Raw genomic sequence first — 22,268 nt, 5'->3', positions numbered from 1 at the left:
CACGAAAGAACAGCTGATTTCAGCTGTTCTTTTTTGTGTTCAAAATCCGTCATTGGAAAATTTTATACAGCTACCAAGAATAAATTTAGCTTAATGGTAAAATGCCTTTTACTGGCCAAAAATTTAAGGATGACATTATTAAACTGATTCTAACTTTTGTCCCCAAAAATCAGGAGAGTTTTTAGTATTTCTTCAGGATGAATGTCTATACCGCCTCAGTATTCTTGAATAAAGTGATAGGGAACTGTATAGTGGGGTGGAAAAATGAGAAGTGTAGTAACGAAATGCTGTATTGCTGCGGCTATAGCATTAATGGGTTTCATAGGGATTGGTCTTGGAATTGGAATATCAGGAGCGGCTGCGGTTGAAGCTATTGCAAGACAGCCTGAAATAGCTCAAAGGCTTACTGAGTTTTATTTATTATATGTACTCATACCTGAACTAATCTTGGGTTTAGTGTTAGTCTGGATATCTTGGATGCTGGCATTCAAAGTCGAGTGCCATAAAGATTGAATCGAGATATAAAAGGAAAGATAAAAAGGACAGTGTAGTGTCCTTTTTTCTTTGTCTATTTTTTTACAAATCTAGAGTTGAAGCCAACTTCTCATTCTTAACTTCTAAAAAATGTGTTTTGTGTACATATTCCCGTCCGCCATGTGCTTCGTACCAATTTTGGATGCGTTTGACGTGTTCACTGTCGCTTCTTACGTTATCTTCTATTTTTACGTAATCCTCGTAACTGTCATACTCCCAGATCGCGAATATTTCCGTTGTTGATTCATCGTGAGGCAGCATCCATCTTCCGGTTAACCTGGCACCATGCTTGAGTTGATTAGGAAGGTTAATTTCATTAAAAAGCTTATTAAATATATCTACAAAATCGTTTTTTACAATGTAAAATTTTCTTCTGTAAAACATTGACTACAACTCCTCTTTCTAAGAATAAAAACATTGAAAATTGGTATACTCTTCCATGCTACTTGTATTTATCAATCATAGTCAACTTAATTTGGAAAAACGAACTCAAAAAAAAGTTTCAAATTCTGGGCTTGAGGAAACCTAATATAAGATGTCTATTTCGTTAAAGAACTTGCAACTTGCTTTACAAGCGGTTTGATTAATGCGAACATTAAGGCTTATTAGAAGAGATGTCTGGAGGTTTTTAAATGCTGGAGAATAGTTTTGTCATGGTAGCCATCATCCTAATAATCAATATTGTCTATGTGTCGTTTTTTACAATCAGGATGATCCTGACGTTGAAGGGGCAGCGTTATCTAGCTGCTGGCCTTAGTACGATCGAGGTCGTGATTTATGTGGTTGGGCTCGGTCTGGTTCTTGAAAATTTGAATGAAATACAGAATTTGATTGCCTATGCAGTTGGATATGGTATCGGGGTCATTGTCGGTATGAAAATTGAAGAGAAGCTGGCACTTGGTTATATTACTATTAATGTGATCACAAAAGAATATGATGTTGACCTTCCCAAGGCTTTGCGTGCACAAGGCTATGGTGTAACGGACTGGGCAGCACATGGACTGGAAGGCGACCGCATGGCGATGCAGATATTAACCCCGAGGAAATATGAACTTAAGCTGTACGAAAAGATCAAGGAATTGGATCCAAAAGCGTTCATCATTGCCTATGAACCGAAGGCAATCCATGGCGGGTTCTGGGTAAAGTCTGTACGGAAAGGAAAGTTGTTTTCATGAGCAAGGTTGAAAAGAAAAGAATGTATGAAGTCGGAGAAAATGAATCAATTGATGATTGCCTCAATAGAATGAAGAAGGATGGATATGCTCCTGTACGCAGGATGGAGAAGCCGGTTTTCAAGGAAGTGGAGAAGGGCGGTTCGGTTGATTATGAGCCTGCGGGAAGACAGATTATTTTTGAAGCAAAGCTGATTGAAGAGTAAAATCCGTTAGTTATTTAAAGTGTCAAAATACGAACAATAGAAATTTAAAAACAATGCAATGTTCGATTATTGATTGACAAAAAGTCGATTTGGTTGGTAATATGTAGTTGTCGAAAGTGATATTTAGTTTTTCCCTCGTATAATAATGGGGATATGGCCCATGAGTCTCTACCCGGTAACCGTAAATCGCCGGACTATGAGGGGAAGTAGTTTTGCAGTGAAGGGAACAGGAATCATATTCTTTTGAGTATCGATTTCTTTGCGCATGCACCCGGACAGACTACTTTCTCTTCTTTATGTAGAGAGAGTAGTCTATCCGGGTTTTTTGTTTTGATACTCCAAACAGGGAGGTTAGATAGATGAGTGCATCGGTTGCAGTCATTATGGGGAGCAAATCGGATTGGGAAACAATGAAACATGCGTGCGACATACTTGATCAGTTAGAGGTTACATATATAAAAAAGGTAGTTTCAGCGCATCGGACACCGGACTTGATGTTTGAGTTTGCAGCAGGTGCGAGGAATGAAGGGATCAAGGTCATCATTGCTGGAGCTGGCGGAGCGGCGCATTTACCAGGAATGGTTGCGGCGAAAACGACTTTGCCGGTCATCGGTGTGCCAGTTCAGTCAAAAGCGCTTAACGGACTGGATTCACTTTTGTCGATTGTGCAGATGCCTGGAGGTGTGCCGGTTGCGACTGTGGCGATTGGCAAGGCGGGGGCAAAGAATGCGGGGCTGTTGGCAGCGCAGATTCTCGGTGCTTTTGACAGTCAAGTTGCCGAGAGACTCGAGCGATTAAGGGAAGAAACAAAGATGTCGGTGATAGAAAGCAGTGATGAGCTTGTCTAAAGTGATTTTACCAGGACAGACAATTGGGATCATAGGCGGAGGCCAGCTTGGCAAAATGATGGCTCTTTCGGCAAAAGCGATGGGGTTTCGGGTAGCAGTTCTCGATCCAACCGAGGATTGCCCGTGCGGCCAGGTGGCGGATGAGCAAATTGTCGGGGGCTATGATGAACTGGATAAAATAAAAGAGTTATCGGACATCAGTGATGTAATCACATATGAGTTTGAGAACATCGATGCGGATGCACTTGATTGGCTGAAGGAAAATGCGTATGTACCGCAGGGGACTGAATTGCTGCGGGTCACACAGGACAGGATAGAAGAGAAGCGCAATATCGAGGCTGCCGGGGTCAGAGTGGCGCCGTACACGTCGGTTGTTCAGATAGAAGATCTCAGGGCTGGAGTCGAAGTGCTTGGATTGCCTGCCGTCCTGAAAACGGCACGGGGCGGTTATGACGGCAAGGGACAGCTGGTCATCAGGTCTGTGGACGATATCCCGTTAGCTGAAACACTTGTCAGCCAGGGTGTGTGTGTGCTGGAAAAATGGATTTCGTTCGAGAAGGAAGTTTCCGTGATTGTTACCCGCGGTACGAATGGGGAGACCACTATATTCCCAGTAGCTGAAAATATCCATATGGACAATATCCTGCACCAGACAATCGTACCGGCTCGAATCAGCAAGCAGGCTGAAGAGAAGGCAATTATAGCGGCAAAGCAGATTGCTTCAGCACTTGAATTGACCGGGACACTTGCTGTGGAGATGTTTTTGACTATTGATGATGAGCTTTACATAAACGAATTGGCACCGAGGCCGCATAACTCGGGGCATTACACAATCGAAGCATGCGAGACATCACAGTTTGAGCAGCATGTCAGGGCGGTCTGCGGCTGGCCATTGGGCATCACGAATTTGCTGAAGCCAGCTGTAATGGTGAACATTCTTGGCGAGCACCAGCAACCTCTGCTGGATCGAATAACAGGTTTACAGGATTGGAAAATTCACTTATACGGCAAGAAGGAAGCAAAACATAAACGCAAAATGGGGCATGTGACCCTTTTACGAGAAAAAGTGGAGGTTGCGCTCCAGGAAGCTGAGGAAAGCGGCATCTGGAAAGGCGCAGCAGAAATGATCGGAGGACAAAAAAGATGATAGATCGTTATACAAGACCGGAAATGGGAGCAATTTGGACAGAGGAGAACCGCTTTAAGGCATGGCTGAAGGTCGAGATCCTCGCATGTGAAGCATGGTCTGAAATTGGTGATATTCCTAAGGAAGATGTACAGAAAATCCGCGAGAAAGCTTCGTTCGATATTGACCGGATCAAGGAAATCGAAGAAGAGACGCGTCATGATGTCGTTGCTTTTACAAGAGCGGTGTCAGAAACACTTGGAGAAGAACGTAAATGGGTACATTATGGCCTGACTTCGACGGATGTTGTTGATACAGCATTATCTTATGTACTGAAGCAGGCAAATGAGATTTTGCTAAAAGATCTCGAGAACTTTATTGAGATTTTAACAAACAAGGCAAAGGAACATAAGTACACAGTCATGATGGGGCGTACCCACGGTGTACATGCAGAGCCAACAACATTTGGCTTGAAGCTGGGTCTTTGGCTGGAGGAAATGAAGCGCAATCTTGAACGCTTTAAAATGGCGTCTCGGGATGTGGAATTCGGCAAGATTTCAGGAGCGGTTGGTACGTATGCGAATATTGACCCATTCGTTGAAGCTTATGTTTGCGAAAAGCTTGGCCTGCAGCCAGCGCCAATTTCTACGCAGACGCTGCAGCGTGACAGACATGCTTTTTATATGTCGGCTCTTGCCTTGATTGCTACTTCGATTGAAAAATTCGCTGTTGAAATTCGCGGGCTGCAAAAGAGCGAAACAAGGGAAGTTGAAGAGTTTTTTGCTAAAGGCCAGAAGGGGTCTTCGGCAATGCCTCATAAGCGCAACCCGATCGGATCAGAAAATATGACGGGGATGGCTAGGGTCATCCGAGGCTATATGACGACGGCATACGAAAATGTGCCGCTATGGCATGAACGAGATATCTCACATTCATCTGCAGAGAGAATCATTTTGCCTGATGCGACGATTGCATTGAACTATATGCTTAATCGCTTTGGCAATATCGTGAAGAATTTGACGGTATATCCTGAGAACATGAAGCGCAATATGGATCGTACTCTAGGCTTGATCTACTCCCAGCGTGTGCTGCTTGCCTTGATTGACAAGGGTATGTCCCGCGAGGAAGCGTATGATACAGTCCAGCCACGGGCGATGGAAGCCTGGGAGAAGCAGGTGCAGTTCCGCAGCTTAATCGAAAGTGATGAGAAGATTTCAGGGTTGTTAAGCGAAGCGGAAATCGATGACTGCTTTGATTACAACTACCATATCAAGCATGTTGATATGATTTTTGAACGCTTAGGTCTGTAAAAGAAACATTAATAGAGGGTGAGGATTTTCCTTGCCCCTGTTTTATCTGTTAGTGACTGAAGATTGCTAATTATCTCAATCGGAGGCGTTGAAATGGAAGAGCAGGCATTGTTGTATGAAGGAAAAGCCAAGTGGATTTATGCTACTGAGGATGCGGCGATTGTCAGGGTTCAGTATAAGGATTCGGCTACGGCGTTCAATGGAGAGAAGAAGGCCGAGATTGTCGGAAAGGGCACCTTGAATAACGAGATTACGAGTCTCCTATTCTTGAAGCTTAGCGAAGCGGGGATCCAATCTCATTTTATCGAAAAAATTTCTGCCAATGAGCAGCTTGTAAAGCGAGTGAGTATTATTCCGCTCGAGGTGGTCGTGAGGAACTACGCTGCCGGCAGCTTTTCGAAGAGGCTTGGCGTCGAGGAAGGCAAGAAGCTTTCACGGCCGATCGTTGAGTTTTACCTGAAGGATGATGCACTTGGCGATCCGTTGATTACGGATGAGCATGTTGATGTGCTGGAACTGGCTTCAGCTGAAGAAGTTGCACAGCTTAAGGATGCTGCTTTAAAAATCAATGGTGTGCTTGGAGGAATTTTCGCAGAGATAGGCGTTACATTGATCGATTTCAAGCTTGAGTTCGGGAAGGATGCTGCCGGGCAGATTTTGCTGGCTGATGAGATCTCGCCTGACACTTGCCGCCTTTGGGATAAGGAGACGCAGCAAAAGCTTGATAAGGATGTATTCCGCCGTGATTTAGGGAATCTGACAGATGCTTATGAAACTATTTTAACGAGATTGGGAGGACAACTGCATGTTTAAAGTAAAGGTGTATGTCACGTTAAGGGAAAGTGTTTTGGATCCACAGGGAACGGCTGTGAAAAGGGCGCTTGCGACGCACGGATACGAAGGCATTCAGGATGTCCGGATTGGCAAGTATATGGAATTGGTTTTGGATGAAAGTGTGAAGGACGTTGACGCGGCGGTCAAAGAAATGTGTGAGCGATTGCTGGCAAATCCGGTGATCGAGGACTACAGGTACGAAGTCGAGGAGGTTGTTGCACAGTGAAATTTGCGGTGATCGTATTTCCTGGTTCGAACTGTGACATCGACATGTATCATGCGGTAAAAGATGAGCTAGGCGAAGAGGCTGAATATGTCTGGCATGACTCTGAAAGTCTGGAAGACTACGATGCTGTGCTTCTTCCTGGAGGATTCTCTTATGGAGATTACTTGCGCTCTGGCGCGATTGCGCAGTTCAGCAATGTCATGAAGGAAGTCGTAAAGGCCGCTGAAGCCGGCAAGCCTGTGCTTGGCGTCTGCAATGGATTCCAGATTTTGCTCGAGGCAGGTCTTCTGCCGGGAGCAATGCGCCGGAATGACAGTCTGAAATTCATCTGTAAGCAGGTAGAGCTTCAAGTAGAAAATAACGAGACGATGTTCTCTGCTGGCTATCAAAAAGGCGAAGTCATCACGATTCCGGTTGCGCACGGTGAAGGCAACTACTATTGTGATGAACAGACTTTAGCTAGTTTGAAGGAAAATAACCAGATTGTGTTCACATACCATGGCGAGAATCCGAATGGAAGCCTTGAAAATATCGCGGGGATTATCAACGAACGCGGAAATGTCCTCGGGATGATGCCACATCCGGAACGTGCAGTGGATGAACTGCTTGGCGGCGCGGATGGTCTGCAGCTTTTCAAATCAATCGTCAAACAATGGAGGGAAGCAAATGCGGTTAATGCTTGAACCAAGTCCAAAGCAAATTAAACAAGATAAAATTTATCAGGAAATGGGACTTTCAGACAGCGAGTTTGCTTCTGTTGAAAAAATCCTTGGGCGTTTGCCTAACTATACCGAAACCGGATTGTTTTCGGTTATGTGGTCAGAGCACTGCAGCTATAAGAATTCTAAGCCTGTGCTGAAAAAATTCCCTGTCACTGGGGAGAAGGTTTTACAGGGACCAGGTGAAGGTGCGGGAATCGTTGATATTGGTGATGGGCAAGCAGTAGTTTTTAAGATCGAGAGCCATAACCACCCATCTGCGATTGAACCTTATCAGGGGGCCGCTACTGGAGTCGGCGGGATCATCCGCGATGTTTTTTCAATGGGAGCGAGGCCAATTGCATTATTGAACTCCCTCCGTTTTGGCGAGCTTGAGTCGCCGCGCGTGAAATATTTGTTTGAACAGGTTGTAGCAGGGATTGCTGGCTACGGCAACTGCATCGGCATTCCGACAGTTGGCGGCGAGGTCCAGTTCGACGGCGCTTATGAAGGAAATCCGCTTGTAAACGCGATGTGCGTTGGACTGATCAACCATGAGGACATCAAGAAAGGCCAGGCGCACGGTGTTGGCAATACGGTCATGTACGTTGGCGCGAAGACTGGCCGCGATGGCATACACGGGGCGACTTTTGCTTCTGAAGAATTGACTGAGTCATCTGAGGATAAGCGTCCTGCTGTCCAGGTTGGCGATCCGTTCATGGAAAAATTGCTCCTTGAAGCTTGTCTTGAGCTTGTTAAGAATGATGCACTTGTTGGAATCCAGGACATGGGAGCGGCTGGCTTGACGAGTTCATCTGCAGAGATGGCGAGCAAAGCTGGTTCCGGAATCGAGATGAATCTTGATTTGGTTGCACAGCGTGAAACAGGGATGACTGCATATGAGATGATGCTTTCCGAGTCACAGGAGCGCATGCTGATTGTCGTAGAAAAAGGGCGCGAGCAGGAAATCATCGACCTTTTTTCAAAGTATGAGCTTGAAGCGGTGGCAATCGGAAAAGTTACCGATGACAAGATGCTTCGTCTTTTACATAAAGGGGAAGTCGTTGCCGATGTACCGGCAGATGCACTTGCTGAAGAAGCTCCTGTCTATTACAAGCCTTCTTGTGAACCTGCTTATTTCCGTGAGTTCCAGGCGATGGCTAATGAGATTCCTCTTGTTGAAAACTATGAAACTACTTTGCTGGCATTGCTGCAGCAGCCGACGATTGCGAGCAAAGAGTGGGTGTATGACCAGTATGACCATATGGTGCGCACGAGCACTGTTGTATCTCCAGGATCAGATGCTGCTGTTGTACGGATCCGCGGCACAGAGAAGGGCCTGGCGATGACGACAGATTGCAACTCGCGCTATATCTATCTTGATCCGGAAACAGGCGGAAAGATTGCTGTTGCCGAGGCGGCGCGAAATATAGTCTGCTCTGGCGGTGAACCGCTGGCGATCACGGATTGCCTGAACTTCGGAAATCCGGAGAAGCCGGAGATTTTCTGGCAGTTTGAAAAAGCGGTCGACGGCATGAGTGAAGCGTGCCGGACATTGAGCACACCTGTTATCGGCGGAAATGTGAGTTTGTATAACGAAACGAATGGAACAGCTGTCTATCCGACACCGGTTGTCGGCATGGTCGGACTCGTTGAAAATTTGAAACATGTTACGACGCAGCATTTTAAAAATGCCGGCGATTTGATCTATCTGCTGGGTGACACAAAGGATGAGTTCGGCGGCAGCGAACTGCAGAAGCTTGTGTATGGCCGGATTTTCGGAAAGGCGCCTGAACTCGATTTAGAAGTGGAAGCAAGCTATCAAACTCAGATTTTAACAGCGATCAAAAATGGCCTTGTTGCATCAGCGCATGATGTCGCGGAGGGCGGCGTGGCAGTTGCGCTTGCTGAATCCGTAATCGGCAGCAATAGACTTGGAGCTAAGGTAGAACTGGAAGGCAATGCTGTATCGGCCTTATTCAGCGAATCACAATCCCGCTTTATTTTATCGGTAAAACCAGAGCACCAGATCGAGTTTGAAAGTTTAACAGACGCGGTGCTGATTGGTAAAGTCGTTGAAACTTCAGTTTTAAAGATTGATGTGAATGGGGAGAACGTGATCAATCATGATGCAGAGGGGCTGAAAAAGGCCTGGAAAGGAGCCATCCCATGCTTGCTGAACTAAAAGGCTTGAATGAGGAATGCGGCGTATTTGGTATTTGGGGACATCCCGAGGCAGCGCAAATTACGTATTATGGACTCCACAGCCTGCAGCACCGCGGCCAGGAAGGTACTGGCATTGTAGTGACGGATGGTTCTCAGCTAAAGGGCAGAAAAGGCGAAGGGCTTGTTACTGAGATTTTCACTGCTGATGCGATGGAGGATTTACAGGGAGTGGGCGCAATCGGCCATGTGCGCTATGCGACGGCAGGAGGCGGCGGCTATGAGAATGTCCAGCCGCTTCTGTTCCAATCGCAAAGCGGAGGATTGGCACTTGCCCATAATGGAAATCTCGTAAATGCAGATGCACTGAGGAACCAGCTTGAGGCACAGGGAAGCATTTTTCAAACTAGCTCTGATACTGAAGTCCTTGCTCACTTAATCAAGCGTGGCGGTTTCAGCCAGCTGAAGGAACGAGTAAAAAACGCGCTTCCGATGCTGAAGGGTGCGTATGCATTCTTGATCATGACCGAAACCGAAATGATGATCGCACTCGATCCGCATGGATTGCGCCCGTTGTCGCTTGGGAAGCTTGGTGATGCTTATGTAGTCGCTTCTGAGACTTGTGCGTTCGATATCGTCGGAGCTGAGTTTGTCAGGGATATCCTTCCTGGGGAACTGCTTGTGATTGATGCAGATGGCCTTCACTCCGAGATGTATTCGATGACTTCGACTACGGCGATCTGCACGATGGAATACATTTATTTTTCAAGACCTGACAGTAACATACATGGAATCAACGTCCATGCAGCTAGGAAAAACCTCGGCAAGCAGCTTGCAAAAGAGGTGCCAATCAAGGCGGATGTCGTAACGGGTGTTCCGGATTCTAGCATCTCCGCGGCAATCGGGTATGCGGAGGAATCAGGTATTCCTTATGAAATGGGTTTAATCAAGAATCGTTATGTTGGCCGGACTTTCATTCAGCCTTCCCAGTCATTGAGGGAACAGGGCGTGAAGATGAAGCTTTCACCTGTCCGCGGGATTGTGGAAGGAAAGCGGGTCATTATGGTCGACGATTCGATTGTGCGCGGCACGACCAGCCGGAGGATTGTGAACATGCTGAAGGAAGCAGGCGCAACTGAGGTCCACGTCGTCATCAGCTCACCGCCGATCCAGAATCCGTGCTTTTACGGAATTGATACGTCAACTCGCGAGGAACTGATCGCTTCCGAGCATTCGGTTGAAGAGATTCGAGAATTGATCGGCGCTGACTCACTGACGTTTTTAAGTGTCGAGGGAATGCTTGAGGCGATCGGACGCAATGAACCTGGCGAAACGCGTGGCCAGTGTCTCGCTTGTTTTACCGGGAAGTACCCGACGGAAATCTATCCGCAGGCAGTGACTGCCGGGCAGAAGTGCTGATTGGATTTGTGTTTGTAATCAGGTTGCAATTCCTGTTCAAAAATGAGGAAAATTGAAGGCTAAAAGAAGAAAAACAGCCAAATCGGAGGTAGTGAACATGGCAAACGCGTATAAGCAGGCTGGTGTGGATATTGAGGCCGGGTATGAGGCGGTCGAACGGATCAAAAAGCATGTGAATCGGACGGTCAGGCCCGGTGTGATGGGGGCTCTTGGCGGATTCGGCGGGATGTTCGACCTTTCCAGCCTTGGGCTTAAGGAGCCGGTGCTGGTTTCTGGTACGGATGGCGTCGGCACGAAGCTGATCCTGGCTTTCATGATGGACCGCCATGATACGATCGGCATCGATGCGGTCGCGATGTGCGTGAATGATATTGTCGTCCAGGGAGCCGAGCCTTTGTATTTCCTTGATTACATCGCCTGCGGAAAGGCCCAGCCTGAAAAAATCGAAGCGATCGTCAAAGGGATCGCCGATGGCTGCGAGCAGGCCGGCTGTGCGCTTGTCGGGGGCGAAACCGCGGAAATGCCAGGAATGTACTCTCCTGAAGAATACGATTTGGCTGGATTTGCGGTTGGTGCCTGTGAAAAAGCGAATATTATCACAGGACAAACGATCAAAGAAGGCGATGTGCTGATCGGGCTGGCATCAAGCGGAATCCACAGTAACGGCTATTCGCTTGTCCGCAAGGTGTTTTTCGAACAGGCCGGATGGGAGCTTGACCGCCATGTTGAGGAGTTCGGCTGCACTCTTGGAGAAGAGCTTTTGAAACCGACCCGCATATATGTAAAATCAGTGCTTGCCGCGATGAAGCAGTTCGAGCTTAAAGGGCTTGCCCACATCACGGGCGGCGGATTTATCGAAAACATTCCAAGAATGCTTCCGGAAGGACTTGGCGCAGAGATTGAAGAAGGCAGCTGGGAAATACCGCAGGTGTTCAATACTTTGGAAGCATTAGCCCAATTGGATCGCATGGATATGTATAATACTTTTAACATGGGCATCGGAATGATAGCCGCTGTAGATAAAGAAACTGCCCAGGAAGTTGTACAGTTTTTTAATGAGCATGGCGAACAGGCTTCAGTGATTGGAACAGTCACTGGTTCTGAAGGAATCCAGGTAAAATCGGCTGGTGAAACTTTATGAAGAAAATCGCGGTATTTGCATCGGGAAGCGGGAGCAATTTTCAGTCGATCGCCATCGCTGCCCAGTCAGGAAGCCTGAATGCTGAAATCAGCCTACTCGTATGCGACAAGCCAGGTGCTTTTGCAGTTGACCGTGCAGAAATGCTTGGAATTCCTGCTCTGGTCATCAGCCCAAAGAGTTATTCATCCAAGGAAGCATATGAGGCGGAAATTTTACAAAAACTAACCAGTCTGGATGTCGATATGATTGTGCTCGCCGGTTATATGCGGCTGATTGGCCCTATACTGCTGAATGCTTTTGAAGGGAAAATTGTGAACATCCACCCGTCACTTTTGCCGGCGTTTCCCGGGAAGGATGCGATTGGCCAGGCGCTGGCCGCGGGAGTCGAGACAACGGGAGTGACCATTCATTATGTCGATGAGGGCATGGACACCGGTCCGGTTATCGCGAGTGCGGCGGTAAGAATTGCTGCCGGCGAGACACGGGAGTCACTCCAGAAGAAAATACAGCGGATTGAACACAGCTTATATCCAGAGGTTCTGGAGGAGCTGCTGAACGGAGAAGAGGAGGCAGTAAAATGGGAAAAAAGCGTGCACTGATCAGTGTTTCGAATAAAGAAGGAATCGTGGGATTTGCGCAACAGCTTGTCGAGCTTGGTTTCGAAATCGTGTCGACAGGCGGTACGAAAAATACACTTAAGGAAGCCGGAGTTCCGGTCATTGGCATAAGCGACGTGACAGGCTTTCCGGAAATTCTCGAGGGACGGGTAAAGACGCTTCATCCCAAAATCCATGGCGGCCTGCTTGCGAAGTACGATGATCCATCCCACCAGGCCCAGCTGTCTGAAAATGAAATCGAGAAAATCGAGCTTGTCTGCGTCAACTTGTATCCTTTTAAGGAAACTGTTTCAAAGCCTGGAGTGACGCCGGAGGATGCGATTGAGAACATTGATATCGGAGGTCCGGCAATGCTCCGAGCTTCAGCTAAAAACCACCAATACATATCTGTACTTGTCGATCCTGCCGATTACCCGCAGGTCATTGAGGAGTACAAAAATAACAACGAAACTACTCTAGAAACCCGTCGCCGCTTGGCTGCGAAGGTATTTCGCCATACAGCAGCATATGATACGCTGATTGCAGAATACATGACGAATCTCGCAGGCGAGGAACAGCCGGAAAAAATGACGGTCACTTATGAGTTGAAGCAAAGCCTCCGTTACGGGGAGAACCCTCATCAGAAGGCTGCTTTTTACCAGAAGCCACTAGGTTCTGCTTTTTCGGTTGCGGCAGCAGAACAGCTTCACGGGAAAGAACTGTCTTACAACAATATCAATGATGCCAATGCAGCATTGCAAATTGTAAAAGAATTCTCAGAGCCTGCTGCGGTTGCAGTCAAGCACATGAATCCGTGTGGAGTTGGCACAGGAAAAGACATATTTGACGCTTTTGGAAAAGCGTTTGAAGCGGATCCTGTTTCGATTTTCGGAGGCATTATCGCGTTGAATCGCGAGGTCGATGGAGAGACAGCACGCAAGCTGTATGAAATCTTCCTCGAAATCATCATCGCGCCTTCTTTTAGCAACGAAGCCCTTGAAATTTTAACGGCAAAAAAGAACCTTCGTTTATTGACGGTGTCATTTGATGGAGAAACGTCAAAGGAAACCACACTTTCTTCTATTGAAGGCGGATTGCTCGTCCAGGAGCAGGATGCTTTTGGATATGAGGAAGCGGAAATCTCGGTTCCGACGAAGCGTGAACCAACGGAGGCAGAGTGGGAAGCGTTGAAGCTGGGCTGGAAGGTTGTTAAGCATGTAAAGTCCAACGCCATTGTGGTAGCAAATAAGGATATGACAATTGGGATCGGAGCCGGACAGATGAACCGTGTCGGAGCAGCGAAGATTGCACTAGAACAAGCTGGTTCGAAAGCGGAAGGAGCTGCTCTTGCATCTGATGCATTCTTCCCGATGGACGACACTGTTGAAGCAGCGGCAAAAGCAGGAATCACTGCCATCATCCAGCCAGGCGGTTCTGTCCGTGATACAGATTCGATCAAGAAAGCGGATGAATATGGCATTGCGATGGTATTTACCGGAGTAAGGCATTTCAGGCATTAATCATGTTTGTTAATAGGGCGTGAATTACTAAGCAGTCCAGAATTTAGGGAGGTGCGGTTATGAAGGTTCTTGTGGTTGGAAGAGGCGGCCGAGAGCATGCAATTTGCATGAAAGTCTGTGAGAGTCCGCTTGTGACGGAGGTTTTTGTGGCCCCGGGCAATCCTGGTATGGAGGATTGCTCGAAGCTGGTCCCAATTAATGAAACCGAGACAGAGGAGCTTGTTGCATTCGCGAAGGAGCAGGAAATCGGTTTGACGATCATCGGTCCTGAGGTTCCATTGCTGGAAGGGCTGGCTGACCGCTTCATCGAGGAAGGCTTGAGGGTTTTTGGCCCAAGAAAAGCAGCTGCGATCATTGAGGGCAGCAAATCGTTTGCCAAGGATTTGATGAAGAAGTATGGCATCCCTACTGCTGCGTACGAAACATTCACTGACTATGCATCGGCAAGGGATTTTCTTATGAAGGCCGGTGCCCCGATTGTCATCAAGGCGGACGGACTGGCAGCGGGAAAAGGCGTTGTGGTGGCGATGACCATGCAGGAAGCAGAACAGGCATTGCAGGAAATGTTGCTTGACGGGAAATTTGGTGAAGCTTCGGCAAGTGTGGTCATGGAGCAATTTTTAACAGGGGAAGAGTTTTCACTGATGGCGTTCGTGAACGGTGGAACGGTGATCCCGCTTGAGATTGCCCAGGACCATAAGCGTGCATTTGATGGAGATCACGGACCGAACACTGGCGGCATGGGTGCATACTCCCCAGTTCCGCATATCCGCAAGGAAACAATTGATGAGGCTGTGCAAAAAGTTCTCCATCCAGCGGCGATTGCGATGGATATGGAAGGCAGGAGCTTTACGGGCATCCTTTACGCTGGACTGATCGAGACGGCGGAAGGCCCTAAGGTCATTGAGTTTAATGCCCGATTTGGCGACCCGGAAACGCAGGTGGTTCTGCCAAGGATGAAATCGGATCTGGTCGAGGTCATGCTGGGGCTCCTTGATGGCCAGCAGCCTGAGCTTGAATGGTATGAAGAAGCAATGGTCGGCGTAGTTGTCGCGGCCAATGGCTATCCAGAGGAATATAAAAAAGGGGCTGTGCTTAAAGGCATTGAGAGCATGTCACAAGTTTTCCATGCCGGCACGGCGAAAAACAGCCAGGGCGAGTTCGTGACTAACGGTGGCAGGGTGCTGCTTGTCGGTGCAAAAGCGGCATCGTTAAAAGAAGCGCAGCAAAAGGTATATGCTGAGCTTGAAAAGCTGGACTGCCCGGAAACCTTTTACCGTAAGGACATTGGCAGCAAGGCTATCGGGCACGTCTCTTGCTAGAACCTTTCAAATAAACAAGAAGCAATGCGATGATGCTTCCAATCAAAGCAATCCAGACGAAGCTTACATCCATTAAATATTCCCAGAACATAGTATCATCTCCTTTTGATGAAGCCCCCAGGTTTGGGGGCTTTTATATATATTTCACTTAGAGAACTGTCCAGCGCCTAGCCCCTCGAGTCGTTTCGGTCCGCTCAGGTGAAGTCAAAGAGCGACTTCACTGGTCGGCCCTCCAACGCTTGTCGGGGCTGACTAAGGGCTTACGCTTTTCTAATTAACTAGGGTTATAAGGAATCCAGCCTTCTGACTCGCCGTTCTCGGCATTTTTCTGCTCCATCATATCCTGGCCTTTCTCATAGGCGGCAGTCAGCGGGCAGTAGCGGACAATCCCTTCGCCGACTTTCATCGCGCCAAGCATCGCCATGAAAATATAGGAGTCCTTCCATGGCCGTTTCACCATTTTTGACGTGGACCATGCTAGAATCGTCAGCCCTGCTGTGATTCTCACGAGTGCGTTGATGATACCGATATTCGGACGAACATTCATTTTCCCATCGCTCCTTTACAGATTTTTTACAGTTAAATTCAAATTCTTTAGTGCGTTAAACAGTGAAATATGTTACGATAATACAATAATGTAAGGGCTTTCTTTTTTTATGGAACTTTGATTTTTTTAAATAGAGAAAAGGGGAACATGGCATGGAACAACGTTATCGATGGAAAAACAAACAATTGCGCGACCATGCTGCTGTTTTGGACGGCACCCTTTCACCGACGGTCTTATTGAAGAATGCGACGTATTTGAACCAGACATTCCGCAAGTGGATGACTGCGAATATTTGGATTTACAATGACAGGATTGTGTATGTTGGTGAAAACCTGCCTGAAAATACAAAGCAGTGTGAGATCGTGGACTGCACAGGAATGAAGCTGGTGCCTGGTTATATTGAACCTCACGCCCACCCGTTTCAACTTTATAATCCCCATTCTTTCGCTGCCTATGCATCGCAGACGGGGACGACAACCCTGATCAATGACAATATGGTGCTTGCTTTACAATTAGGTAAAAAGAAAGCGTTTTCTTTTATTGAAGAGCTGAATGACAATCCGGTCACGATGTACTGGTGGTGCCGTTTTGACGCACAGACTGAAATCCAGCATGAGGACGAGGTGTTCTCCAACAGCAATATAAGGGCATGGCTGGAGCACGAGAATGTAGTACAAGGCGGTGAGCTGACATGCTGGCCGAAGCTCATGAACGGCGATGATATGATCCTTCACTGGATGCAGGAAACGAAACGCCACCACAAGAAAATCGAAGGACATTTCCCTGGCGCATCGGAAAAAACGCTCGCAAAAATGATGCTCTTCGGCGCGGATTGCGACCACGAAGCAATGACTGGCGAAGAAGTCAGAAGAAGGCTGATGCAGGGATATATGGTGTCGCTGAGGCACTCATCGATTCGTCCGGATTTACCGAAACTGCTCGATGAGATCCATGAGCTTGATATCGCGGTGTATGAACGTTTCATGATGACGACGGACGGCGCTTCGACTGCTTTTTACGAAAATGGCGTGATGGACGAGTTGATCCGCATCGCGCTCGATAAGGGTGTTCCTGTCATTGATGCCTACAATATGGCGACGATCAATGTGGCGCGCTATTATAACTTCGAGCATCTTCACGGTAATATTGCGACTGGCCGGATTGCGAACATCAATATCTTGAGCGATGAGAAAAATCCAACACCTGTTTCAGTGCTGGCAAAAGGCGAGTGGGTGAAGCGTGATGGCGAGGCGATCGATGCAGCGAGGGAACTTGACTGGTCCAAAATGGGATTTGAGCCGCTGAAATTGGATTGGGATCTTACGATGGACGATATGCAATTCTCGATGCCGTTCGGGATCAAGATGGAGAATTCGGTGATTACGAAGCCATATTCCATCTCAATCGATGTGTCGGATGAAGAACTATCTTCAAATCATGACGAGTGCTTTTTCATGCTGATTGACCGTCATGGGCATTGGCGAATCAACACAGTCCTCAAAGGCTTCGCTACAGAGCTGCAGGGGCTTGCAAGTTCCTTTTCCAATACCGGTGACATCATTTTAATCGGTAAAAGCAAGCACGATATGATCGCTGCTTTTAACCGGATGAAAGAGCTGGGCGGCGGCATTGTTGCCTGTGAAAATGGGGTGCCTGTCAGGGAAATACCGTTGAGGCTGCAGGGGATCATGTCCAGCCATCCGGTAGCTGAATTGATGGCGGAAGAAAAGCATTTGCTTGAGTACTTAAAGGAAAAAGGATATAAGTTCGCCGATCCGATTTATTCGCTATTATTCTTCAGTTCAACGCATTTGCCTTACATCCGGATTACGCAGCAAGGCATCTATGATGTGATGAAAAAAACGGTACTCTTTCCAACGATAATGCGTTAAAATATAAAAGTGCATCTAGACAGAAACAGCCATGAACGAACTAGGGGTTCAAGGGGTGGCGAGAATGATGAAAAAATGGATCGCTGTGCTGGCAGCATCAATGGTGCTAACAGCTGGCTGCAGCAGTAAAGAGACAGAAAAAGAAGAAGTAAAAGAACATAAAGAAAAAGAAGTAGAAAAGGTCGTAAAGGAAGTAGAGGAATTCAAGCATCAATTCCCTCTGACCGGTGTTGGCAGCAAAGAGGAATCCTCAGCTAGAGCAGTTGCAGTGGTGGTCAATAACCATCCTAAAGCGCGTCCGCAATCAGGCCTCCATAAAGCGGATATCGTCCACGAAGTTTTGGCTGAAGGGGACGTCACAAGGTTTGTCGCGGTTTTTCAGAGTGAAAAGCCTGAGAAAGTAGGTCCAGTCCGCAGTGCGAGGGAATATTTTATCGACATTGCTTCTGGGTTTGACAGCTTTTTCATTGCGCATGGCTACAGTCCAGAAGCGAAGGCAAGACTTGAACAAGGGGAAATCGATAACATCAACGGCATGCAATATGATGGAACGCTGTTCAAGCGCGCAGATTTCCGCAAGGCACCTCACAATTCTTATATTACCTATGAGAATATTGTAAAAGGTGCGGAGAAGAACGGGTATGGCCTGGATGAAGCACCTGATGCAGCGGTATTCCTCAGCAGTGAGGAAACTGAAGCGCTGGAAGGTGTTGCTGCCGAAGAATTCATGGTGTCCTACGGATCGCCTTCGTTCGATGCCATCTATGAATACGACGCGGAAAAAGGGAAGTATCACCGTTTCTCAGGCAGTGAAGAAACGGTCGACCTTGAATCAAAGGAACCTGTTTTGCTCGACAACGTACTCGTCGTGCAAATGAATCATAAGGTGGTCGACAACGCAGGACGCAGGGTGATCGACATGAACACCGGCGGCAAGGGATATCTGTTCCAAAAAGGCAAAGTCAATGAGATAGAATGGAAAAATGAAGCTGGCAGGATCGTCCCTTATAAGGATGGGGTAAAAGCTGGTTTCGTTCCCGGGAAAACATGGATCAATATCGTCCCATCAATCAGCGATGTCTCATTCGACTCACAGCAATAAGGCGATTTCGCTGATGCGAAAACAGCCGTAATAAATTCTGAGTGAATTAAGGGGTAGACTATATGCAAATTGATAAATTAAGAGGTAAAGAGCTCGATCAATTATTCAAGGCGGTTTTATCGCTAAAAGATCTGGATGAAGCGTATCGTTTCTTCGACGACTTGGCGACAGTGAATGAAATTCAATCACTCGCACAGCGCCTTGAAGTTGCCCGCATGCTTCGCGAGGGCAAGACTTATCATAAAATCGAGACAGAAACAGGCGCAAGCACGGCAACAATTTCCCGTGTGAAGCGCTGCTTGAACTACGGAAACGATGCCTATGAAATGGCTCTTGAAAGACTGAAAGAGCAAGAGAATACCGAGAAAGAACAAGCGAAATAATCTTTTGCAAAGAGGACGGAACCTGAGAGGTTTCGTTCTTTTTATTTTGGTTCAAACAACCTTATGTTTCCTTTTTTATATACAAGCAACAAATGCTATAATGGTGGAATGGAAAGATAGAATGGGGGCAATTCAAGGATGTACGATGTTCGCGAGTGGAGACATGTGTTCAAACTCGATCCTAATAAAGAGATAACTGATGAAGAATTAGATAGAATTTGCGAGTCTGGTACCGACGCGATCATGGTTGGAGGAACGGATGGGATCACCCTTGAAGGAGTCCTTGATTTGATGTCCCGCGTCCGCCGTTACACGGTTCCGTGCATTCTCGAGGTTTCGACGCTCGATTCGATCACTCCTGGATTCGATTTTTATTTTATCCCGACGGTGCTGAACAGCGGCAATCCTGAGTGGATCACCGGGCTTCACCATGAGGCTGTCAAGGAGTATGGTGACCTGATGGATTGGGAAGAGGTTAGAATGGAAGGTTATTGCATCCTTAATCCGGAATGCAAGGCAGCAAAACTGACTGAAGCGAAGACTGAGCTTTCAATCGATGATGTTCGGGCCTATGCAATGATGGCGGAGAAAATGTTCAGCCTGCCGATTTTTTACTTAGAATACAGCGGCACTTATGGCAATCCTGAATATGTTGAAGCGGCTAAAGATGTCCTTGAAAGTACCGTCCTTTTTTATGGAGGCGGAGTTGAAACGGCACAGCAGGCGGCGGAAATGGCCGGACATGCCGATGTCATTGTGGTTGGAAATGTTGTTTACAGCAATCTTGATGAGGCATTGAAGACAGTAGCAGCAGCGAAAAAATAAGCTAATGGACAAGTTGTATGTCACTTTGTTTTGAGATAAAATAAGAACAAATGTTTGTATGGTGGTGAAAAATGTGCAATTTTTAACAGATAAATTATTGAATGGCCTGAACCCGGAGCAGCAGAAGGCTGTCAAGACACTGGATGGGCCACTCCTGCTGATGGCAGGGGCAGGTTCTGGTAAAACAAGAGTATTAACACACAGGATTGCGTATTTAATGGTGGAAAAAGGGGTAAATCCTTATAACATCCTTGCGATTACGTTTACGAATAAAGCAGCACGCGAAATGCGTGAGAGGATCCAGAAGATGATGGGCGGAGCGGCAGACGATATTTGGATTTCGACGTTCCACTCGATGTGCGTGCGCATTTTGCGCCGTGACATCGACCGACTGGGATACAACCGCAACTTCACGATCCTTGATTCGACGGACCAGCAATCGGTCATCAAGTCGATTTTGAAGGACAAGAACATGGATCCGAAAAAATTCGATCCACGTGCAATTCTTGGTACGATCAGCTCGGCGAAAAACGAATTGATCACACCTGAGGAATACGCAAAAACGGCAGGCGATTATTTTTCCCAGAAGGTCAGCGATGTTTACGAGGAGTATCAGCGCAGGCTTCGCAAAAATAACGCCCTCGATTTCGACGATTTGATCATGACGACAATTACGTTGTTCATGCGCGTGCCGGAAGTGCTTGAATATTATCAGCGCAAGTTCCAATACATCCATGTCGATGAGTACCAGGATACGAACAGGGCGCAATATATGCTCGTGAAATTGCTCGCGCAAAGATTCCAGAACCTTTGTGTCGTAGGTGACTCCGACCAGTCGATCTATCGCTGGCGCGGCGCGGATATCGCGAATATCCTTTCGTTTGAAAAAGATTACCCGCGGGCGAATGTGATTTTGCTTGAGCAAAACTACCGCTCGACGAAAAAGATTTTGCTGGCAGCGAATATGGTCATCCAGAACAATATGAACCGTAAGCCGAAGAATCTCTGGACAGAAAACCCTGAAGGAAACAAAATCATGTATTACCGAGCTGACAGCGAGCAGGGTGAGGCGCAGTTCGTCATCGGTAAGATTCAGGAGCAGATGCGCAATGGCCGTAAGCTCTCCGATATCGCGATTTTATACAGAACGAATGCCCAGTCCCGTGTGATCGAGGAATCGTTCCTGAAGTCGAACATCGAGTACTCGATTGTCGGCGGCATCAAGTTCTATGACAGGAAGGAAATCAAGGACATCCTTGCGTACCTTCGTTTAATATCTAATCCGGATGATGACATCAGTTTGCAGCGCGTCATCAATGTGCCAAAGCGTGCGATCGGCTCGACTTCGATTGATAAAATCGCAAATTTCGCAGCGATGCACGACTTATCAATGTTCCAGGCACTGGAGACAATTGAAATGATCGGCCTCAGTCCGAAAGCAGAAAAAGCGGCGGTTGAATTCCGCAACTTGATCAGCAACTATACACACCAGCAGGAATACCTGTCGGTGACTGAACTGGTTGAAGAAGTTCTTGATAAAACTGGCTATCGTGACATGCTGAAGGCGGAAAAATCGCTGGAATCACAGAGCCGATTAGAGAACTTGGATGAATTTTTAACGGTTACAAAAAGCTTTGAAGAAAGCAGTGAAGATAAGAGCCTGGTTGCGTTCCTGACAGATTTGGCGCTTGTTGCTGATATCGACAAACTTGACGATGATGGCCAGCAAAAGACGGAATTTGTCACGCTGATGACATTGCACTCAGCGAAGGGTCTCGAGTTCCCTGTTGTGTTCCTGATCGGAATGGAAGAGGGAGTTTTCCCGCACAGCCGCTCCCTGATGGAAGAGGAAGAAATGGAAGAAGAACGACGACTTGCATACGTGGGTATCACCCGTGCTGAGGAAGAGCTGTTCATCACGAACGCCCAGATGCGTACCTTGTTTGGACGCACGAACATGAACCCTGAATCACGATTCATCAAGGAAATTCCGGCTGATCTCGTTGAGGACGCAGTGCCAAGAGTGAGAAAGCCTTCACCATCAAGCGGTGGTGGAAGACCTGTAACTTCGGCAAGGCCATCCATGCCAGCACGAGGAGCCGTTTCCCGTCCGGTCGCAGCAGCAAGCGGCGGCGAAGGAATAGAATGGAAAGTCGGCGACAAAGCCCAGCACGGCAAATGGGGAACAGGAACGGTTGTCAGTGTAAAAGGCTCCGGAGAAGGAATGGAGCTTGATATCGCATTCCCAAGCCCAACAGGCATCAAGCGTTTGCTGGCAAAGTTCGCCCCGATCACAAAAGCGTAACCTATTTTATTCTTACAATTAAATTACTGTCTAGCTCCAGCGCCTAACCCCTCGAGCCGCTTCGGTCCTGCCAATGAAGTCAAAGAAGACTTCACTGGC

23 protein-coding genes and 1 riboswitch are annotated in these 22,268 nt (G+C 47.3%); of the genes, 20 read left to right on the top strand and 3 right to left on the bottom strand.

Annotated elements, in window-relative coordinates; translation table 11 throughout:
- Positions 1-264: 264 nt before the first annotated feature.
- Positions 265-513: a F0F1 ATP synthase subunit C gene (locus ACXAEA_RS22285; protein ID WP_475098026.1), complete on the top strand. Its 249-nt coding sequence runs from the start codon at positions 265-267 to the stop codon at positions 511-513.
- Between the two features lie 63 nt (positions 514-576).
- Here ACXAEA_RS22285 and ACXAEA_RS22280 read toward each other — a convergent pair whose 3' ends face one another.
- Complete coding sequence (locus ACXAEA_RS22280; RefSeq protein WP_475098025.1) at positions 577-918, bottom strand: NIPSNAP family protein; 342 nt, start codon at positions 916-918, stop codon at positions 577-579.
- Between the two features lie 248 nt (positions 919-1,166).
- On the opposite strand from ACXAEA_RS22280, the gene ACXAEA_RS22275 reads away from it, so the two are divergent.
- The 14 genes from ACXAEA_RS22275 (at position 1,167) to purD (ending at position 15,115) form a co-directional block, all read left to right on the top strand.
- Complete coding sequence (locus ACXAEA_RS22275; RefSeq protein WP_475098024.1) at positions 1,167-1,709, top strand: DUF2179 domain-containing protein; 543 nt, start codon at positions 1,167-1,169, stop codon at positions 1,707-1,709.
- The gene (locus tag ACXAEA_RS22270) at positions 1,706-1,912 is read left to right on the top strand and encodes an NETI motif-containing protein (protein WP_475098023.1); all 207 of its coding nucleotides are present in this window, start codon (positions 1,706-1,708) and stop codon (positions 1,910-1,912) included. The genes ACXAEA_RS22275 and ACXAEA_RS22270 overlap by 4 nt, the downstream gene beginning before the upstream one ends.
- Positions 1,913-2,027: 115 nt before the next feature.
- Positions 2,028-2,129: riboswitch (purine riboswitch) on the top strand.
- 142 nt (positions 2,130-2,271) lie between these two features.
- Complete coding sequence (purE, locus tag ACXAEA_RS22265) at positions 2,272-2,760, top strand: 5-(carboxyamino)imidazole ribonucleotide mutase (protein ID WP_475098022.1); 489 nt, start codon at positions 2,272-2,274, stop codon at positions 2,758-2,760.
- Positions 2,747-3,907, top strand: coding sequence for a 5-(carboxyamino)imidazole ribonucleotide synthase (purK, locus tag ACXAEA_RS22260; protein ID WP_475098192.1), 1,161 nt, complete (start codon positions 2,747-2,749; stop codon positions 3,905-3,907). The genes purE and purK overlap by 14 nt, the downstream gene beginning before the upstream one ends.
- A complete protein-coding gene (gene purB, locus ACXAEA_RS22255) occupies positions 3,904-5,196 on the top strand; it encodes an adenylosuccinate lyase (protein WP_475098021.1) in 1,293 nt (430 codons plus the stop codon). The genes purK and purB overlap by 4 nt, the downstream gene beginning before the upstream one ends.
- A gap of 93 nt (positions 5,197-5,289) precedes the next feature.
- Positions 5,290-6,009 carry a phosphoribosylaminoimidazolesuccinocarboxamide synthase gene (gene purC / locus ACXAEA_RS22250; protein ID WP_475098020.1) on the top strand — a complete coding sequence of 240 codons (720 nt, stop codon included), beginning with the start codon at positions 5,290-5,292 and terminating at the stop codon, positions 6,007-6,009.
- The gene (gene purS, locus ACXAEA_RS22245) at positions 6,002-6,256 is read left to right on the top strand and encodes a phosphoribosylformylglycinamidine synthase subunit PurS (RefSeq protein ID WP_475098019.1); all 255 of its coding nucleotides are present in this window, start codon (positions 6,002-6,004) and stop codon (positions 6,254-6,256) included. Before purC ends, purS begins: the two co-directional genes overlap by 8 nt.
- Positions 6,253-6,939, top strand: coding sequence for a phosphoribosylformylglycinamidine synthase subunit PurQ (gene purQ / locus ACXAEA_RS22240; protein WP_475098018.1), 687 nt, complete (start codon positions 6,253-6,255; stop codon positions 6,937-6,939). The genes purS and purQ overlap by 4 nt, the downstream gene beginning before the upstream one ends.
- Positions 6,923-9,139: a phosphoribosylformylglycinamidine synthase subunit PurL gene (gene purL, locus ACXAEA_RS22235; RefSeq protein ID WP_475098017.1), complete on the top strand. Its 2,217-nt coding sequence runs from the start codon at positions 6,923-6,925 to the stop codon at positions 9,137-9,139. The genes purQ and purL overlap by 17 nt, the downstream gene beginning before the upstream one ends.
- Positions 9,124-10,536, top strand: a complete 1,413-nt coding sequence (purF, locus tag ACXAEA_RS22230) for an amidophosphoribosyltransferase (RefSeq protein ID WP_475098016.1) — start codon at positions 9,124-9,126, stop codon at positions 10,534-10,536. Before purL ends, purF begins: the two co-directional genes overlap by 16 nt.
- A 97-nt stretch (positions 10,537-10,633) precedes the next feature.
- On the top strand, positions 10,634-11,677 hold the full coding sequence (gene purM / locus ACXAEA_RS22225; RefSeq protein WP_475098015.1) for a phosphoribosylformylglycinamidine cyclo-ligase: 1,044 nt from the start codon (positions 10,634-10,636) through the stop codon (positions 11,675-11,677).
- Positions 11,674-12,276, top strand: a complete 603-nt coding sequence (gene purN / locus ACXAEA_RS22220; protein ID WP_475098014.1) for a phosphoribosylglycinamide formyltransferase — start codon at positions 11,674-11,676, stop codon at positions 12,274-12,276. The genes purM and purN overlap by 4 nt, the downstream gene beginning before the upstream one ends.
- Positions 12,255-13,793 carry a bifunctional phosphoribosylaminoimidazolecarboxamide formyltransferase/IMP cyclohydrolase gene (gene purH / locus ACXAEA_RS22215; RefSeq protein WP_475098013.1) on the top strand — a complete coding sequence of 513 codons (1,539 nt, stop codon included), beginning with the start codon at positions 12,255-12,257 and terminating at the stop codon, positions 13,791-13,793. The genes purN and purH overlap by 22 nt, the downstream gene beginning before the upstream one ends.
- Before the next feature lie 59 nt (positions 13,794-13,852).
- Positions 13,853-15,115: a phosphoribosylamine--glycine ligase gene (gene purD, locus ACXAEA_RS22210; RefSeq protein ID WP_475098012.1), complete on the top strand. Its 1,263-nt coding sequence runs from the start codon at positions 13,853-13,855 to the stop codon at positions 15,113-15,115.
- Here the strand turns inward: purD and ACXAEA_RS22205 are convergent.
- Positions 15,093-15,206, bottom strand: coding sequence for an EYxxD motif small membrane protein (locus tag ACXAEA_RS22205; RefSeq protein WP_475098011.1), 114 nt, complete (start codon positions 15,204-15,206; stop codon positions 15,093-15,095). The two genes, purD and ACXAEA_RS22205, sit on opposite strands and share 23 nt — an antisense overlap.
- Positions 15,207-15,389: 183 nt before the next feature.
- On the bottom strand, positions 15,390-15,662 hold the full coding sequence (locus tag ACXAEA_RS22200; protein ID WP_475098010.1) for a YgaP family membrane protein: 273 nt from the start codon (positions 15,660-15,662) through the stop codon (positions 15,390-15,392).
- 152 nt (positions 15,663-15,814) lie between these two features.
- Between ACXAEA_RS22200 and ACXAEA_RS22195 the strand changes: the two genes are divergently transcribed.
- The 5 genes from ACXAEA_RS22195 to pcrA all read left to right on the top strand — a co-directional run bounded on the left by ACXAEA_RS22195 (position 15,815) and on the right by pcrA (position 22,169).
- Complete coding sequence (locus ACXAEA_RS22195; protein ID WP_475098009.1) at positions 15,815-17,554, top strand: adenine deaminase C-terminal domain-containing protein; 1,740 nt, start codon at positions 15,815-15,817, stop codon at positions 17,552-17,554.
- 64 nt (positions 17,555-17,618) lie between these two features.
- Positions 17,619-18,656 carry a DUF3048 domain-containing protein gene (locus ACXAEA_RS22190; protein WP_475098008.1) on the top strand — a complete coding sequence of 346 codons (1,038 nt, stop codon included), beginning with the start codon at positions 17,619-17,621 and terminating at the stop codon, positions 18,654-18,656.
- 62 nt (positions 18,657-18,718) lie between these two features.
- Positions 18,719-19,039 (top strand): YerC/YecD family TrpR-related protein, encoded by a 321-nt coding sequence (locus ACXAEA_RS22185; protein ID WP_475098007.1) that lies wholly within the window; start codon positions 18,719-18,721, stop codon positions 19,037-19,039.
- A gap of 138 nt (positions 19,040-19,177) precedes the next feature.
- Entirely contained in the window at positions 19,178-19,864 is a 687-nt protein-coding gene (pcrB, locus tag ACXAEA_RS22180; protein WP_475098006.1) for a heptaprenylglyceryl phosphate synthase, read from the top strand.
- Positions 19,865-19,937: 73 nt separating this feature from the next.
- Positions 19,938-22,169 carry a DNA helicase PcrA gene (pcrA, locus tag ACXAEA_RS22175; protein ID WP_475098005.1) on the top strand — a complete coding sequence of 744 codons (2,232 nt, stop codon included), beginning with the start codon at positions 19,938-19,940 and terminating at the stop codon, positions 22,167-22,169.
- Positions 22,170-22,268 lie beyond the last annotated feature (99 nt).

It is taken from the genome of Mesobacillus sp. ABV4_180 (assembly GCF_056158485.1).
Note: the sequence above shows the minus strand (reverse complement) of the source record. Positions and strands in the feature narration are given on the sequence as shown.